This is a genomic window from Arthrobacter sp. PL16 (assembly GCF_035985055.1).
Lineage (GTDB): Bacteria > Actinomycetota > Actinomycetes > Actinomycetales > Micrococcaceae > Arthrobacter_D > Arthrobacter_D cheniae.
This window is the reverse complement of sequence record NZ_JAXCIC010000002.1, coordinates 54,809-71,250: the sequence shown is the minus strand read 5'-3', so window position 1 is coordinate 71,250 and position 16,442 is coordinate 54,809. Positions and strand designations below refer to the sequence as shown.

17 protein-coding genes are annotated in these 16,442 nt (G+C 67.2%); 5 read left to right on the top strand and 12 right to left on the bottom strand.

Annotated features, from left to right (window positions below):
• Nucleotides 1-234: 234 nt before the first annotated feature.
• From RCH21_RS03970 to RCH21_RS03955, 4 genes are all read left to right on the top strand, one after another.
• A complete protein-coding gene (locus RCH21_RS03970) occupies nucleotides 235-1,101 on the top strand; it encodes an SDR family oxidoreductase (RefSeq protein ID WP_326963288.1) in 867 nt (288 codons plus the stop codon).
• 9 nt (nucleotides 1,102-1,110) lie between these two features.
• Nucleotides 1,111-1,746 carry a flavin reductase family protein gene (locus RCH21_RS03965; RefSeq protein ID WP_326963287.1) on the top strand — a complete coding sequence of 212 codons (636 nt, stop codon included), beginning with the start codon at nucleotides 1,111-1,113 and terminating at the stop codon, nucleotides 1,744-1,746.
• A gap of 136 nt (nucleotides 1,747-1,882) precedes the next feature.
• A complete protein-coding gene (locus RCH21_RS03960; RefSeq protein WP_326963286.1) occupies nucleotides 1,883-2,965 on the top strand; it encodes a fatty acid desaturase family protein in 1,083 nt (360 codons plus the stop codon).
• Nucleotides 2,966-3,074: 109 nt separating this feature from the next.
• Nucleotides 3,075-3,305 carry a zinc-ribbon domain-containing protein gene (locus RCH21_RS03955; RefSeq protein WP_120150154.1) on the top strand — a complete coding sequence of 77 codons (231 nt, stop codon included), beginning with the start codon at nucleotides 3,075-3,077 and terminating at the stop codon, nucleotides 3,303-3,305.
• Between the two features lie 97 nt (nucleotides 3,306-3,402).
• Here RCH21_RS03955 and RCH21_RS03950 read toward each other — a convergent pair whose 3' ends face one another.
• The 6 genes from RCH21_RS03950 to RCH21_RS03925 all read right to left on the bottom strand — a co-directional run bounded on the left by RCH21_RS03950 (nucleotide 3,403) and on the right by RCH21_RS03925 (nucleotide 7,645).
• Complete coding sequence (locus RCH21_RS03950; RefSeq protein ID WP_326963285.1) at nucleotides 3,403-4,035, bottom strand: anti-sigma factor; 633 nt, start codon at nucleotides 4,033-4,035, stop codon at nucleotides 3,403-3,405.
• Between the two features lie 115 nt (nucleotides 4,036-4,150).
• Nucleotides 4,151-4,645: an RNA polymerase sigma factor gene (locus RCH21_RS03945; RefSeq protein ID WP_442784678.1), complete on the bottom strand. Its 495-nt coding sequence runs from the start codon at nucleotides 4,643-4,645 to the stop codon at nucleotides 4,151-4,153.
• A gap of 152 nt (nucleotides 4,646-4,797) precedes the next feature.
• Entirely contained in the window at nucleotides 4,798-5,532 is a 735-nt protein-coding gene (locus tag RCH21_RS03940; RefSeq protein WP_326963284.1) for a class F sortase, read from the bottom strand.
• A 76-nt stretch (nucleotides 5,533-5,608) separates the two neighbouring features.
• Complete coding sequence (locus tag RCH21_RS03935; RefSeq protein WP_326963283.1) at nucleotides 5,609-6,427, bottom strand: DUF4397 domain-containing protein; 819 nt, start codon at nucleotides 6,425-6,427, stop codon at nucleotides 5,609-5,611.
• 118 nt (nucleotides 6,428-6,545) lie between these two features.
• Nucleotides 6,546-7,394 carry an HpcH/HpaI aldolase/citrate lyase family protein gene (locus RCH21_RS03930; RefSeq protein ID WP_120150158.1) on the bottom strand — a complete coding sequence of 283 codons (849 nt, stop codon included), beginning with the start codon at nucleotides 7,392-7,394 and terminating at the stop codon, nucleotides 6,546-6,548.
• A gap of 104 nt (nucleotides 7,395-7,498) precedes the next feature.
• Nucleotides 7,499-7,645, bottom strand: coding sequence for a hypothetical protein (locus tag RCH21_RS03925; RefSeq protein ID WP_326963282.1), 147 nt, complete (start codon nucleotides 7,643-7,645; stop codon nucleotides 7,499-7,501).
• A 70-nt stretch (nucleotides 7,646-7,715) separates the two neighbouring features.
• Between RCH21_RS03925 and RCH21_RS03920 the strand changes: the two genes are divergently transcribed.
• Complete coding sequence (locus tag RCH21_RS03920) at nucleotides 7,716-9,362, top strand: thiamine pyrophosphate-binding protein (RefSeq protein WP_326963281.1); 1,647 nt, start codon at nucleotides 7,716-7,718, stop codon at nucleotides 9,360-9,362.
• Between the two features lie 69 nt (nucleotides 9,363-9,431).
• Here RCH21_RS03920 and RCH21_RS03915 read toward each other — a convergent pair whose 3' ends face one another.
• The 6 genes from RCH21_RS03915 to RCH21_RS03890 all read right to left on the bottom strand — a co-directional run bounded on the left by RCH21_RS03915 (nucleotide 9,432) and on the right by RCH21_RS03890 (nucleotide 16,441).
• Nucleotides 9,432-9,953, bottom strand: a complete 522-nt coding sequence (locus RCH21_RS03915) for a maleylpyruvate isomerase family mycothiol-dependent enzyme (RefSeq protein WP_326963280.1) — start codon at nucleotides 9,951-9,953, stop codon at nucleotides 9,432-9,434.
• Nucleotides 9,954-10,218: 265 nt separating this feature from the next.
• Nucleotides 10,219-10,692 carry a hypothetical protein gene (locus RCH21_RS03910; RefSeq protein ID WP_326963279.1) on the bottom strand — a complete coding sequence of 158 codons (474 nt, stop codon included), beginning with the start codon at nucleotides 10,690-10,692 and terminating at the stop codon, nucleotides 10,219-10,221.
• A gap of 183 nt (nucleotides 10,693-10,875) precedes the next feature.
• Nucleotides 10,876-12,207, bottom strand: a complete 1,332-nt coding sequence (gene paaK / locus RCH21_RS03905) for a phenylacetate--CoA ligase PaaK (RefSeq protein ID WP_326963278.1) — start codon at nucleotides 12,205-12,207, stop codon at nucleotides 10,876-10,878.
• A gap of 54 nt (nucleotides 12,208-12,261) precedes the next feature.
• A complete protein-coding gene (locus tag RCH21_RS03900) occupies nucleotides 12,262-13,620 on the bottom strand; it encodes an MFS transporter (RefSeq protein WP_235830820.1) in 1,359 nt (452 codons plus the stop codon).
• Nucleotides 13,621-13,803: 183 nt separating this feature from the next.
• Nucleotides 13,804-14,523, bottom strand: a complete 720-nt coding sequence (locus tag RCH21_RS03895) for an IclR family transcriptional regulator (protein WP_442784677.1) — start codon at nucleotides 14,521-14,523, stop codon at nucleotides 13,804-13,806.
• A 1-nt stretch (nucleotide 14,524) separates the two neighbouring features.
• Nucleotides 14,525-16,441: an FAD-binding monooxygenase gene (locus RCH21_RS03890; protein WP_326963276.1), complete on the bottom strand. Its 1,917-nt coding sequence runs from the start codon at nucleotides 16,439-16,441 to the stop codon at nucleotides 14,525-14,527.
• Nucleotide 16,442 lies beyond the last annotated feature (1 nt).

Sequence of the window (16,442 nt, the reverse complement as noted above, 5' to 3'; positions counted from 1 at the left end):
CTCGCATGGCTACGCTGAGCCCGGCCGGATCAGCGCGGAGGGGAACCCTCAGCGGGGGAGAACGGTCAGAACACCGCTGAGAACAGACCGGCGCCGACGCTCAGGACCAGGGCGACGATGACGAGCCAGATGATCGGGGTGCGGAGCTTGCGCATGGAATCCATAGTCCGACCAGTCTAGTCGCGGTCCAGCAGGGCGATGCCGAGGTCGCCGCCCAGGAAGTGCGGAAATAATATGCGGCCCGCCACGGCTGACATCGACATGGAGCAGCGCATCGCAGTCACGGGATCGACCGGCACGATAGGCGGCGGCGTCGCCCGGATGCTCGCGGGCGAGGGATTCCCCCTGGTGCTGCCGGTCCGTTCGCCCGACCGCGCCCAGCACCTCCCGGAGTCCGTGGTGCGGCAGACCACCTATGCGGATTTCGACTCCTCGGTGGATGCCCTCGCCGGCGTCGACACCCTCTTCATGGTGTCGGCCGCGGAGGAGGCCGACCGCGTGGCGACGCACCGCACCTTCATTGACGCGGCCGCGGAGGCGGGCGTGCGGCACATCGTCTACACCTCGTTCCTCGGGGCAGCACCGGATGCCGCATTCCTCCTCGGCCGCGACCACTGGTACACCGAGGAGCACATCCGCCGATCCGGCATGAGCTGGACCTTCCTCCGGGACAACCTGTACCTCGACTTCGTTCCCGCCCTCGCGGAGGACGGCGTCATCCGCGGCCCCGCCGGAGAAGGCCGGCTCTCCGCCGTCGCGCAGGCCGACGTCGCCCGGTCCGCCGCCGCCGTGCTGCGCTCACCCGACGACCACGCGGGGACGGCGTACCACCTGACCGGACCGGAGGCCTTCACCCTCGCCGAGGCGGCCGCGACCATCACCGAGCTCACCCCCGCAACGATCCGCTTCGAGGACCAGACCTACGAGGCGGCCATGGAGTCCCGGGCGCACCACGGCGCACCGCGCTGGCTGGTCGAGGCCTGGGTCAGCACCTACACGGCGATCGCACGCGGCGAGATGGCGGACGTCTCGCACGACGTCGAGCGCCTCACCGGCCGCCGCCCACTCGGGCTGCGCGACCTGCTCGCGCAGGAAGGCTAGGCCGCCGCCATGCGCAGGGACGTCGTACCTGATCCGCACTCGAGCCGCGCCTTCTACAAGTTCCTCACGTCCGTAGTGGTCCCGAGGCCCATCGCCTGGATCTCCTCGACGTCGGTGGACGGCGTGGACAACCTCGCCCCGCACTCGTTCTTCACCATCGCATCGGTCAACCCGCCGATTGTGCAGTTCACCTCGGTAGGCCGCAAGGATTCGGTCCGCAACATCGAGGCCACCGGCGAGTTCGTGGTCAGCTTCACGCCGGAGGACCTCTTCGAAGCCGTCAACGCGACCGGCACCGACTTCCCGCCGAACGTCAGCGAGTTCGACGCCGTAGGCCTCACCCGGGAGCCCAGCGCAACGGTCACGCCGCCCCGCGTCCTGGAATCACCCGTGGCCCTCGAATGCCGGCTCCACCTCATCCAGGACATGGGGAATTGCACGCTCGTTTTCGGGGAAGTGCTGCACGCGGTGGTGTCCGAGGAAACTCTCGACGGCGGCCTCCCCTCCATCGACGCGCTCCGACCACTGTCACGGCTCGGCAGGAACGAGTGGGGGACTGCGGGGCGGATCCGCGAGATCACGCGGATACCGGTCGGGGAATGGCCGGGACACTACGACGACGGCAACCCGGCACAGCACCCCTGAACACCTGCCCGCACACCTCTCGTGTCCAAGGATCGGCGATCAGGTTTCGTCCAGCGGGCTCCCGTAGAATGAAACCATCTACGGGCTAGCACCCCACCCCTGGCTGGGAAGCCGACCGCGACCCCCAGGGACATTCATGAGCATTGCCGCAGCTGCGCGTACCGTCCGTATTTCCAGGCCGAACGACGTCGTCGCCTCCTACTCGGTGCTGCTGAAGCAGGTCCGCAAGGAAGGCCTCCTGAACCGGCGCCGCCGCTTCTACATCGGCGTGTTCGCCCTCCTGGCCCTGACCATGGGCGCCGCGTGGACCGGCTTCGCCCTCCTGGGCGACACCTGGTACCAACTCCTCATCGCAGCCGTCCTCGGCATCGCCCTCACCCAGGTCGCGTTCCTCGCCCACGAAGCCTCCCACCGCCAGATCTTCCACACCCGCACCGCCAACGACTGGTCCGGACGCATCCTCGCCGCCGGCATCGTCGGCATCAGCTACGCCTGGTGGATGGACAAACACACCCGCCACCACAACGACCCCAACACCCGCGGCAAAGACCCCGACATCGAACTCGACACCATCAGCTTCCTCGAAGAAGACGCCGCCAAAGCCCGCGGCCTCCACGCCTGGATCACCCGCCGCCAGGGCTACCTCTTCTTCCCCCTGCTCACCCTCGAAGGCATCAACCTCCACGCCCGCTCCATCAGCACCCTCTTCACCCGCCGCACCATCAAAGGACGCTGGATCGAACTCGCCCTCCTGGGCGCACGCTTCGGCGCCTATCTGGGCATCCTGTTCTGGTTCCTGCCCGTCGGCCTGGCGTTCGCGTTCCTCGGCGTGCAGCTGGCCGTGTTCGGGGTATACATGGGCGCCAGCTTCGCCCCCAACCACAAGGGCATGCCCCTGATCCCCAAGGACAGCACCCTGGACTTCTTCCAGAAACAGGTCCTCACCTCCCGCAACATCCGCGGCGGCACGTTCATCAACAACGCCTTCGGCGGCCTGAACTTCCAGATCGAACACCACCTCTTCCCCGACATGCCCCGCCCACACCTACGCCGGGCCGCGATCATCGTCCGCGAACACTGCGAACGCCTCCGCGTCCCCTACACCGAAGTCGGCGTCAAAGCCTCCTACAGCGCCGTCATCACCTACCTCAACCGCGTCGGACTCGCCGCACGCGACCCCTTCGACTGCCCCATCATCAACCAATACCGCCGACGCTAGACACACACCGAGCGCCCTCGATATCGCATCATGCACCCTGAAACGCAAGCGGTCCGGGATACAGGCTTCGCAGGTTCGTCCGCGACGGCTGATTCGCTACGGTTGGGACATGTTCTTCCTCTTCGGCCTCACCACGCGTGAGAACCTTCAGTTCACCCGATCAGCAACCTGCCATTACTGCGGACTGCACGCTCCGCAACAGGTGATCCTGCGGAAGACCAAACTGTCCGTGTTCTTCATTCCGCTCCTGACCCTGAAGAGGACCCGGCTGCAGGTCTGCACGAACTGCGGCGGCACTTCCCGGCTCAGCGGCTCCGAGCAGCGAGCCCTCGCCCACTAGCCGTACGCACCCTCAGCACCGCAGCTGCGCACCGTCAGACCGGGTCATTACTCGCCCGGGTGCTGCGGAAGCTCATCCGCACGGAATTCGACGAATGTCAGCTGCTGGGAAGCTCGACGGTCCCCCTGATCATGCTGACGCTCGAGTGCGCGGGGTTGCCGTCGAATGGTTCGTCAGAGATATCTACGATCGGAAACTGCGCGAGGTCGATATCAGCGGGTACGGCGAAGCGGCCGCTGTCACCGTCCATCAGGCCGATGCTGTACATCTCCTGGAGGTCCGGGGCAATGAGCCACACCTCGCGGTAACCCTCCGGCTGCGTTCCGGTGATCGCGACGTCCAGGCTGCGCGTTCCATCCTCGGCAAGCGAGACGATCGCCTCACCCGACCCCGAGTATCCGGGCAAGGGTGTCAGCTCCGTCTCGGCCAGGGTGACCCCTTCGCCTCCTCCGCCCAATGACACGATTCCCCACAGCACGCCTCCTCCGATGGCAACACCCACTACCGCAGCTGCCGCAAGTCCCCAGACCGAGAATCGGCGTACCGGCCGGTCGGCGCCCTTCGCCTTCAACGGGATCGGGGGCGCGACCCGGCCCGAGGCTGCGACGCGGGGCTCGGGGGTGGCCGACGGCAGGTCCACCGAAAGACCGAGCTCGGCTTTGATGGCTTCCCACACCGCCGGTGCGGGTTGCTCGAGCGGACTCACCGACCGGCCGTCCTTTCCGATCACGACGATATTCCGTAGTCCTTCCAGGTCACGGGTGCAGTCGGGGCAGTTTTCGAGATGCTGCCGCGACCATGCATCAAGGGGCTCATCCAGTGCTGCAGGGCCGATGGATTCCGGGTCAAGATGCCGCATTCCATGTCCCCAGTCGATCGCGTAAGTGGATGAGACTCCTTCGTATGTGGCTCTTGACGGTTCCCAGTGGTATATCGAGCCGGGCCGCGATTTGCTGGTGCGTCATGTCTTCGTAGAAGGCCAGCCTGAGGATGGACTTCTGGGGCTCTCCGAGCAGTTCGAGCTCTGTACCGAGCACTACCCGGTCCGTGATGGTGTCGACATCCTGATGCCGCGTGTCGCCGGCTTCGGCGTTCGCCCCGGTCTGCACCACCAGTCGATGTTGCGTGTTCCGCGCGGACAAACCGTCGAGGATGACATTCTTGCTGATGCCGAGGATCCATGCGGGTACCGCCCCTGAGTTCGGGTCGAAGCTGTCCCTGAACCGCCAGGCCCTGACGAAGACGTCCTGGGTGATGTCCGCGGCCGCTGCTCGGTCCTGCATCGCCCTCAAGGCCAACGTGTAGACAAGCGGTGAGAAACACCGGTATGCCGCGGCCATCGCTTCTTCGTCTCCCTCTGAAAATTGCACGTCGAGCTGCCGCGTCCACTCAGTGCCTGGAGGGGTCAAGCTTCACTCCTAAAGCGCGGGTGCCGGTGCCGGTGCCACGCTCGACCGACGCCCTGCGATCCTTGGCACTTACCCCACAAGACTCAGAGCGGTAAGGCTGTGAGCACTACATTATCCTCATAGTCGCCCTCCTCCGGCAGCCAGTCGCCCCCACAGGTGATGATCTTGAGCTGGTGATCGCCGTCGCGCTTGAAGATCTCCGATCCATTCAGGGTGGCCTTGGGGACGTTCCGCACATCGGAAACCCGGTAGGTCAGTGAGCGGCCGTCCTCCAGGCCGACCGTCACGATCGTCCCGATGCTCACGTCCTTCAGCTGGGCGAAGGGCATTACCTCCGTGAGGCTGTCGACGTGGGCCGCTATCACCGCGTTCCCGGTCTCCGCGCCGGGGGCAGGCCCATACCGATACCAGCCCGCCTCCCAGAAACTATCCGGGATCTCCATCGCGTTCTTGTCGTCGATCCCGACATCGAGCACCCTCACGGAGATGTCGGTACCCGCGATGTCCAAGGCCACGGGCGACGGGTCCCGTGGCTCCCAGGCGGCGTCGGCCGGTCGAACCGGGACGGGCCCCACGGCGATACCAGCGGAGGCACCGACCGTCGGCTCGGGCGTGGCATCCGCCGCGGCCGGCGCGACAGGATCAGCCGCGGCCGGCCCTACTGAATCCGGCGCGGCCGGCGCCGCAGAATCCGGCGCGGCCGTGAGTGCAGCTGAGGATGGTTGCTCCGCGGGCAAAGAACCAGGACCTTGCGCACATCCACCGAGGAAGAGAGCGGCGAGGACGGCCAGGGAGACCGATGCGTGTCCAGGTTGCACTGTCGAGATCCTTCCGGGAGGAGCGGTATGGGTGTGGGGAGGAGGGGTGGCCCTCCTCCCCACTGAACTGCTGGTGCTAACTCCGCACGGCACGCCTGCGGGAAGCGGCAACTGCACCGCCGAGCAGGACGACCAGGAAGGCTCCGAGTCCGAGTGCTGCTCCGTTGTCATCCTCCGCCGCGAGTCCGGACTGGCCACCGGGCACAGCACCGGGAGCTGAATGCAGTCCTTCGATCACTTGGGTGGCGAGCGCCAGGTTGCCGGCCTCCAGGCTCCCCCAGGCGTAGACGATCGTCGACGTTCCCTCAGCGAGGTTGAGATCTGCAGGGCCGATGACGGGCTCGGTGGTGCCCGTCGCCGCAACCGCTGCCGACACCGTGCCGGCATCGGTGGTCAGTGTCGCCTCGGCCGGATTGCTCAGGTTCTGGACGACTGCCGCGCCACCAGCCAGGACATCGACGGCGGGGGCGGCGGCTACATGCCTAACCGTGAGCCGTGACTTCCCCGCCTCGACGGCCGAGACGTCGTTCGTGAAGAAGTTGGCCGTGGGGTTACCCCCGGCATCGAGATTCGCCGTCGCGGTGTAGTTCCCACCCGCGGCGAGGGTGACGTCGACAGGACCGATCACGGCCGCGCTCGCATCAGGAGCATCGGACGCGGTCACGGCAAGCTGGTAGTTTCCGGCGGGCAACTCGAGCGGACCTGCCAGCTCACCCGGGGCGAAATCGTCCAGTGTGAGAGCACCATTGACATACACGTCGACGGTGAGGTCGGGAACCCCGTGCAGGACGGACAGGGACGCGGTCGTCGGCGCCTCGGCGGCAGATGCCGGGACGGCCAGGGTGACCCCTCCCAGGATGACGGCGGCTCCTACGGCGTACAAGCTTCTTTGCATGACAACTCTCCTTCATTGGGGCCCGACAGGGGCCACTTTCGCTGACACCCGGTATTACCCGGACGAGCGGCGCTTTGGATGCAAGGAGATGAAACTTTTTTCGCCCGCGAGTTTCAGATCAGGCGTTCCAGAGCCCGTAGGAGTCGGCCAGCGAAGAGATCTTCTGTGCGCGTGCCAGCCGCGGCAGGTAGGACCCGTCACCGACGATGGCGCCCGCGGCGTGTTCGCGCAGGAGCTCCGTGGCCCAACTGATCTCGGACTCGCTCGGTGACAGGCCGCGGTTGATCGTGTCGGTCGCATCGGTCAGCAGGCACAACTTGCCCGTCATGCCCATGGATGCCGTGACCTTGCATGCCTCGAGCAGTTCGTCACCCAGAGCACCGACGGTGGGCCCGTCGATCGGACCGGGAAGCTGCCCCACGCGCGAAGCCACGACGAGCTTGGACCGCGCATACGCGAGCGCCATCGGATCATCCGAGGCCCCGGTGTCCCGGCGGAAATCGCCGACGCCGAAGGCCAGGCGGAACGTTCCGGGAGCACTGGCGATCGCCGTCGCGTTCTCGATGCCCAGCGCGGACTCGACCAGCGCCAGGACCGGCGTACCGGCCTGCAGGCGCATGGCGGTATGGGTCACCTGCTCAGGCTTCTCGGTCATGGCGAGCATGACGCCGCGCAGGCCGGGGGCTTTCGACAGGGCGGCCAGGTCATCGGCCCAGTACTCCGTCTCGATCCCGTTGACACGGACCCAGGCGGTCATTCCCGTGGACAGCGCCTCGACGACGCGCTCGCGGGCCTCGCCCTTGCCTGCTGCGGGAACGGCGTCCTCCATGTCGAACACCACGGAATCGGCCTCGGAGGTGAGGGCGGGGATGAAGTTGTCCTCGGAAGCAGCGGAAGCAAGCAGCCAGGATCGGGAGAGCTTGGCGGGCAGCGCGGCGGCGCGGCTGTTTCTGAGGGAGGTGGCCATCCTCAAACAGTACTGAGGACTGCTGCGCATTATCCACCGGAGACGGAGGGTGACACGTGAACACTACGACCAAAAGGAGCGCCCTCGGGACCCGGACCTGCACTTCAGCTGACCAGCGACTCCCTCTGCTGACGGCGGACGGGATCCTCGAGCGTCGGCTCGGCTATAGTGACGACGTCGGACGCGATGGGCGTCGTGCCTGAAAAAGAGGCAATAAGGGCGAAGCGGCTCGAGGCACATACGGAAAGCACCCACCAACGTCCGGGGTGACCGTGTGCATCCCTCGCCGCTGCCCCGACGTCCGTCCTGAAAAGATTCCTGATGGCCACTGTCTCCGCCCGTATCGTGTCCGCTCTCCAACCCGCTGTCACCGAGGTATTCGGCGTGATGGGCAACGGGAACGCCCACTTCCTCGACGCCGTCATGGCGCTACCCGATTCCATGCACTACACAGCCGTGCGGCATGAAGCGGGTGCTGTCGCTGCCGCGGACGCCTACTTTCGCGCCAGCGGGCGACTCGCAGTCGCCACCACGACCTATGGTGCGGGCTTCACCAATGCACTCACGCCCCTGGCGGAAGCGGTGCAGGCCCAGATTCCGCTCGTCCTGGTGGTCGGCGACGCCCCCACCACCGGCGCCCGCCCCTGGGACGTCGACCAGGTCCATCTGGCGAAGGGGCTCGGTGCCACCACGTTCACCGTCTCCGCCACCCGCGCCCTCGCCGTCACGGCGGCGGCGATGGACCACGCGCTGCGCTACCGGCAGGCTGTGGTGCTCGCCATCCCGTATGACCTGGCGGGCATGGAAGCAGTCCACGAGGACCTGCCTCCCACGACGACGGCCGGTCCCCTGGCGATGCCCCATGCCGACGACATCGAGCGCATCGCATCCCTCCTGTCCGCGGCGACGCGGCCGCTCATCCTCGCCGGCCGCGGCGCCTGGGCCAGCGGTGCGCAGGACGCTGCGACCGGCCTCGCTGAACGTATCGGTGCCCTGACGGCGACCTCCGGGCTCGGGGCCGGATTCTTCGGCGACAACCCGGCGGGACTCGGAATAGCGGGCGGATGGGCATCCGAGCGCACCGCCCGCCTGATCGGGCAGGCCGATGTCGTCCTCGTTCTGGGAGCGCGGCTCAACCAGTTCACGACGCGCTTCGGACACTCCTTCGACAGCTCCGCCAGCGTCGTACAGGTCGATGTGGAGACCGGCCCCACCGCCCCCGGGGTGACGGATTACCTCCGTGGTGATGCCCGAGCGGTGGCTGAAGCGCTATTCAGGACGGTGGACCGGGTGACGGACCAGCGATGGAGCGACGTCGCCGCAGCAGAGGCCCTTCACGCCCACCACGCCCGCGACGACGGGGACCTGACAGCCCCCGACGGGCGACTCGATCCACGGAGCCTGTGCCGGACCCTCGATCGGCTCCTCCCCGAGGACCGCTCGATCGTGCAGGACGGCGGGCACTTCATCGGCTGGGCGCCGAGTTACTTCCGCGTCCCAGCGCCGAACCGCCTGATCATGGTCGGGACGGCGTACCAGACCATCGGCCTCGGCCTTCCGAGTGCCGTCGGTGCCGCACGCGCCCTGCCGGAATCGACCGTGGTCCTCTGTACGGGAGACGGCGGCGCGCTCATGGCGCTGGCCGACCTCGACTCCTTCATCCGGACGGCGAGACGGGCGGTCATCGTCGTCTTCAATGACGCCGCCTACGGTGCCGAGATCCACCAGTACGCGGTCCGGGGCATCCATCCCGGGCCCATGATGATCGACGAGGTGGACTTCGCGGCGCTCGCAATTGCCCTCGGCGCCACCGGCAGGACCATCAGGACACTCGCGGACCTCGATGGAGTGAAGGACTGGCTGGCGTCCGACGACGACGGCGTGCTGCTGCTCGACTGCAAGGTCTCGCAGCAGGTCGTGGCGCCGTACATGCAGGAGATCGTCGCCGTCGCGACCGGCGGCAGATAGCCGTGCCGACGTCGAGCCGTCGCTGCATCAGGCTGCCGATGTACGTTCCCGCGCGGCGGCTCCGGTCCTTCAGGTGCTTCCGAATCTTCCCCGGAGGGATTCCACGCCGGAGCCGGTCACATGGGCCAGCCCGGCCGAGCGACCGGCTGCGACGAGAAGCAGGTCCACCACGCGCCCCTGCACCTGCGGTCCCTCCCCCGATGACCAGCGTGCGTCGGTGGCGATGAGTTGGAGTCCCTGGAGGCGCGGGGGAGCTCCGAGCAACCGGTTTGCTGCAACGTAGGCCAGAACCGGTACCGCGAGGTCGGTGTGCACCGTGTGGCAGCGCTTCAGCGGGCGTGCAATGTCCTGGCCGTGTACGAGCAGGTCCATCAGCGGGTCTATGGGACCACTGCCGGGAATCCGGCGGGACGACCTGGCGCTCTCACGCAACTGCTGGATGAGTTCAGCAGTCGTGAATCTCGATGCCCGGTCGCGCGCTGTGTCCGACACCATCCGGTGGAAATTTCCGCGGGCCTTGATGGCCGCCAGCGCGAGGAAACCGACCGACGCCCTGGTGGGGATCGTCAGGTGGGCCACTACCTCCCGCACGGTTCACGCCGAGCACAGGGACCGTGTGGTCCACTCGGCCTCGCCGATGCCTTCCAGGAAGTCGCGCAGATGGTGCCTTTCGGCTTTCACTGCCGCGTTGATCTCAGCTGGTTCCATGATGGAGGCTCCTCGGCAGGTGGTGCGGTGACACGAGCAGTGTTGCAGTCCGCACTCGGAAGTGCCAGAGGCTCTGGTGGTCCCGATCGGCAACACCTTCCGTACAGGCGAGGCTGCGCCTCACCGACCGGCCGTCTGAAGCACAGCGTTATTCCGGCAGGTAGGGCCGGTAGGGGTCAAGGGTTCCGTCGACAACGGGTACGAGGAGGGAGACGTCCCCTTCGCTGGTCGAAGCGGTGAGCGCCGTCCTTGCGCCAGGCGCGTCCCCCGCGGTCCGGAGCACCGTCTCCACTGTGTCGAGCCCGACCCTTCCCTGCGCCGGGATGGTCAGGGTGGTGTCTTCGTCGGAGTCGCTGATGGTGATGTCGATCGGCTGGTCGCCGTCGTTCTCGAGCGTGCCCAGGACTCGCGCAGGCTGTTCCTTGCCGGAGGTGACCAGGAGGACACTGCGGAGATCGACCCTGCCGACGCTCTTGTCATCTCCGACGGCTGTTGAATTCCAGTTGTCCCCGCCGGCCGTGGCACAGCCCGACAGCACGAAGGCAGTAAGGAGGAACGCCCCGGCAGTCGACCTGGAGCGGTTGACCGTCGGGCTGGCCTGAGCGTCTTCTGCAGTGTTCATCTGGTCGAGTCCTTCGGAGGGAGTTGGGTAAAGGTCCACTCCGACCGTACTCAGCCCGCGCGACCCGGGGTAAGGGGTGATGCGCGACCGCAACCACACTTCAGGTTGACGTCGAGGGAACACCCAGAGGACCTTCAGGAAGACTCCTCGAGTACCGCACCCCTGCTTCGTCCGGAAACCGCCTCAGGCCTTCGGCCGGAGGTCATAGATGCGACGCAGCTTGCCGCTGGAGCGGACGAGTGAGCCCTGCTCGACGATCCGGACGGTGCAGGTGGAGCCGATGTGCGTCTTGATCTGGTGCTGCAGTTCCTTCGCGGCGGCCGCGCCGTCGGCCGGAGCGACGCCGTCGCGCACCTCGATGTTGATGGTGAGCTGGTCCATCCGCTGGCCCTCGGGCCGGGTCAGTTCGAGCTGGAAGTGGGGGCTCAGTGCCGGGATGGCGAGCGCCAGTTCCTCCACCTGCGTGGGAAACAGGTTCACTCCGCGCACGATCACCATGTCGTCGCTGCGGCCTGTGATGCGCTCCATCCTGCGCATGCCCGGACGGGCCGTACCGGGGAGCAGCCGCGTGAGGTCATGCGTCCGGTAGCGGATGATCGGCAGGGCCTCCTTGGTGAGCGAGGTGAACACGAGTTCACCCGCTGCGCCGTCGTCGAGCACCTTCTCCGTGAAGGGGTCGATGATCTCCGGCCTGAAGTGGTCCTCCCAGACGTGGGACCCGTCCTTGGACTCCACGCACTCGCCCGCGACACCCGGACCCATGACCTCGGACAAGCCGTAGATGTCGCAGGCGTCGAAGCCCATGCGTCCCTCGAGCTCCTGCCGCATCCCTTCCGTCCACGGCTCGGCGCCGAGCACGCCAGTCTTCAGCGACGTCGACCTCGGGTCGATGCCGGCGGCGGCCATGGCGTCAAGGATGGTCAGCAGGTAGGTGGGCGTCGCGAGGATGGCGTCCGGCTCGAAGTCGCGGATGAGCTGGACCTGCCGCTCGGTCTGGCCGCCGGAGATGGGGATCACGGTGCAGCCGAGGCGCTCGGCCCCCGCATGGGCGCCCAGGCCACCCGTGAACAGGCCGTACCCGTAGGCGTTGTGGACCTTCCACCCGGCTTTCACACCCGAGGCCCGCAGGGAGCGGGCGACCAGGGACGCCCACCGTCCCAGATCGCCCGCGGTGTATCCGACGACGGTCGGCTGGCCCGTGGTGCCCGACGACGCGTGGATGCGGGCGATCTGATCCTGCGGCACGGCGAACATGCCGAAGGGATAGGTGCTGCGCAGATCCTCCTTCGTGGTGAAGGGGAACTTCGCCAGGTCCTCGAGACCGTGGAGATCGTCCGGATGCACCCCGGCGTCGTCGAACTTCCGCTTGTACAGGGGTACGTTCGCGTAGGCGTGGTGAAGCGTGGCCCGCAACCTCTCGAACTGCACCGACTCCAGGTGATCGCGCGTCCACGTCTCCTCCGGATCCAGCGTCGAGGGATCGGCCGCCGAGGCTCGCAGGGTCAGGGATGGCATGGTGCTCCTTGGAAGTGCAGGACGGCGACGGGACGAACGGACGGCAGGACTGCCCTAGCTGTGGAGCGCGTTCGTGGCCGACGCCTCGTCCGCCTCGAGCGGTGCGCCCTTCGTCTCCTTGGCCAGGGTCGCACCGATGAAGGAGATGACGCAGAGGGCCATGATGTAGAGCCCGATGGAACCGGACCAGCCCGTGCTGCCGAGGAGTGCCTGGGCGATCAGCGGTGCGAAGGCACCGCCGAGGATGGCACCCAGGGCGTAGCCGATCCCGATGCCGGAGTATCGGACGTTGGCGGGGAACATCTCCGCGTACATCGCGGACATGGGCCCGTAGGACAGTCCGAGTCCGATGGTGAGGATGAAGATGGCAATGCCGTAGGCCCAGATGTTCCGGGTATCGATCATCATGAACATCGGGATCATCCAGACGAAAATGAGCGCGTACCCGATCTGGAAGGTGCGTACACGGCCGATGCGGTCGGAGAGGATGCCGCCGTAGAGGGTGAAGATCAGCCAGCCGAAGGATGCCAGCAGGGTTGCGAGGAGGACGGGCGCTGCAGGCATGCCCAGGCTCTTCTGCGCATAGGAGGAGAGGAAGGCGATGACGAGGTAGCCGGCGGCGTTGTTGCCGATGAAGATCACGGCAGCCAGGATGACCTGCTTCTTGTTGGTCTTCAGCAGGCTCCGCAGCGGGGTGGCCGTATCGCGCTTGCGGTCGATCATGCGCTTGAAGACGGGGCTTTCGGCGACGGCCGAGCGGATGAAGTACCCGACCACGATCAGGACGACGGACAGCAGGAACGGGATGCGCCACCCCCACGCGAGGAAGGCCTCGGCCGACATGGAGCTGCGCAGCAGGAACAGGACCGCGGTGGCCAGGATCATGCCGACCGGAACGCCGATCTGCGGGTAGGCGCCCCAGAATCCACGCTTGTTCACAGGTGCGTGTTCGACGGCCATGAGGGCCGCACCACCCCACTCGCCACCGGCCGAGAAGCCCTGCAGGATGCGCAGCAGCATCAGGAGGATAGGGGCCCAGACGCCGATCTGCGCGTACGTGGGAAGCAGGCCGATCAGGGCCGTTGCCGAGCCCATCATGACCAGTGTGAAGACGAGCATGGCCTTGCGCCCGATGCGGTCACCGAGGCGTCCGGCGATGACGGCTCCGAGGGGCCGGAAGAAGAAGCTGATGCCGATGGTGGCCCAGGCGACGAGTTGGGCGAGGCCCTCGCTCTCCCCCTCGAGGGGACCGAAGTAGAGGGTCGCGAAGACGAGGCCCGCGGCCTGGGCGAAGATGAAGAAGTCGTACCACTCGATCGTGGTGCCGACCATCGTGCCTGCCAGGACCCTGCGGTCCGCGGCGCTCATGCGCGAGCCGGGCTCTGCCTGCGGCCGCTCTGGTGCTAGTGCCATGAAAACTCCCTTGTTTTCCGTTGTGTGCTGCTGATGCCCGCGGGGCTCCGGTCCTTGCAGCAGCCAAGGGTGGTCCGCGGTCGGTCAATGCCCCAAACATTACCGAACGATCGTTCATTCGGTAATGCCCGGGTGGATCGTGTTCCTTTTGTGACGTCCTTCCGAAGCGTCCTGCGCGGTTCCTTAGAGCGAGGACTCGATCGCCCGAGCGGCTCGGGCGACACGCAGCCCGAACTCCTCGACGGGTGCGTCGTTCCGGACGTAGACGACGGCGATCGCGGCGGGCAGCTGGCCCCGGACCTGAATCGGAGCCGCGACGGAGCTGACGCCGGGAAGAACCTCGTCGTGGCTCGCGGCATACCCCAGGGCAGCCGCCGCCCGTGACTCCTCCCGATAGGGCCGGCCCGGAGCGAGCTGCTCCCACCGCGCCTCGGTCAGGGCCGACTGGATGGCGATACCGGGTGCTCCTGCGTCGAACCGGTGGCGCGAGCCCGGCCGCTGGACCAGCGTGCCCACTCCGTGCGGGGGCTCGACCGCGACGAGCGTGACGCAGTGCTGCCGGTCCCACACCGCGATGAAGGCCGTCATCTGCAGGTCCGCCGCGAGGAGGGTCAGCTCCGGCAGGGCCGCGGTCTGCAGCCGCGGAGCCACTCCCCTGGCCAGGTTGGCGAGGCCGGGTCCCGCAAGGAACCGGCCGCCGGCGTCCCGCACCACCAGGGCGTGCTCCTCGAGCGTCCGCAGGATCCTGTAGGCGATCGAGCGATGCACGCCCAGGGCCTCCGAGAGCTGCGCCGTCGTCCTGCCGTCCGGGGCGTCGGCGAGGATCTCCAGCGCGCGGATTCCTCGCGAGAGCGTCTGGGAGGGCGGCGTCGTCGTGCCGGCTCCGGCGTCCAGGGTGTCCACGTCAGGCAAATGCCCGTCCTCGCCGGCGGTCCGGCGAGGCGGTCAGGATCGGAGAGAAGAACGAGGCCAGCCCTGCCGTGTCGGCCAGCGGCAGGACATGTGCCACGTACTGATCAGGGCGGACGACGACGACGACGCCCGCGCGGTCCAGCCCACGAAGGTCGAAGATGTCGGCGTGCGGGTCCGCCGCGTACACCTTCTCGTAGTCGGTCAGGCCGAAGGGACCGACCGCGGGCTTGAACTCCGGCGGTACCCGGGCGATGTCCACCTGGGTATGGTCCTGCTGGTAGACGACCTTCACGTCGAACCACGCATCTCTGTCGATCCCCTCGGGCGTTGCAGCGAGCGGAGAATCGGCGGCCGAGCCGATCCACCGTGCCAGGTCTGCGACCCCCGATGCAGCACCCGGCTCCGCGCGGTCGGCGAAGACGTAGATCCGCCAGCGGCCGTCCGCCGTCGCGTGGTGGCCGAGATGCACCGGAACGCCGTCGCAGACGCGCACCACGGGGGCGGACTTGAATCGCTTCCCGATGGGGAAGCCTGTCGCCAGTTTCTGGTGCTGGGTTTCTGCGACCAGGATGGAGGGCTGGTACTGGGTCATGAAACCGGCCGGGAACTCAGCGGTACGCACGTAGAAGTCCTCGAGCTCGGACGGACTGGCGAACTCTTCCGGCCTCCTGGCCATGAGCGTCGACCATTCCTTGTCGAACTCGATGAGGTTCTTCGCGACGACCTGGCGTTCAGCGGAGTACGTGGCCAGGAGCTCCTCGGGACTCCGGCCCTCGAGCACGTGCCCGAGCTTCCAGCCGAGATTGAAGCCGTCCTGCATCGAGACATTCATGCCCTGGCCTGCCTTGGCGCTGTGCGTGTGGCAGGCGTCCCCCGTGATGAACACCCGCGGAGTGCGGGTGCCCACCTGCTCCGGCAGGACGTCGTCGAACCTGTCGGTGAGGCGGTGCCCCACCTCGTAGACGCTGTGCCACGCGACATTCCGGACGTCGAGGGTGTACGGGCTGAGGATGGCATTCGCCTTCGCGATGATCTGGTCGATGGTCGTCCGCCGGACCGCACCGTCGTCATCGGGGCTGGTCTCACCGAGGTCCACGTACATGCGGAAGAGGTGTCCGCCCTCGCGGGGGATCAGGAGGATGCTGCCGCCCCCGCCGGACTGGATGGCGCACTTACGGCGGATGTCGGGGAAGTCGGTGACCGCGACGGCGTCCATGACTCCCCACGCGTGGTTCGCCTTGTCCCCTGCGAGCGTGCAGCCGATTGCCTGGCGGACCTTGCTGCGGGCGCCGTCGGCACCCACGACGTACTTCGCACGAATGGTACGGGTTGCGCCCTCGTGCTCGCCCGAGGTGCGGGTGACGGTGACCCGCACCGGGTACTGGTGCCCGTCGTCGACCTCCAGACCTACAAATTCGAAGCCGTAATCGGGCTCCATGCGGGTAGGTGCGTTCTTCATGAACTCGGCGAAGTAATCGAGGACGCGGGCCTGATTGACGATCAGGTGGGGGAACTCGCTGATCCCGGCCGGATCGTCGACGGGCCGGGCTGTCCGGACGATGCGCGAGGGGTCCTTCGGGTCCGGCTTCCAGAAGGCCATCTCGACGATCCGGTACGCCTCCTCCGTGATGCGCTGGGCGAAGCCGAAGGCCTGGAAGGTCTCGACGCTTCGCGCCTGGATGCCGTCGGCTTGCCCGATGGGAAGCCGGCCCGGTCGCCGTTCGACGATGCGCGTGGTGATGCCCGGGAATTGCGAGAGCTGTGCGGCGGTGATCATGCCCGCGGGTCCGGTGCCGATGATGAGGACGTCGACCTCGTCGGGAAGGTCCCGCGGCCGATCCAGGCCTACACCTGCTGGCGGCTGGACCCGGGGATCGCCCGAGACGTAGCCGTGGTGGTGGAATTGCACG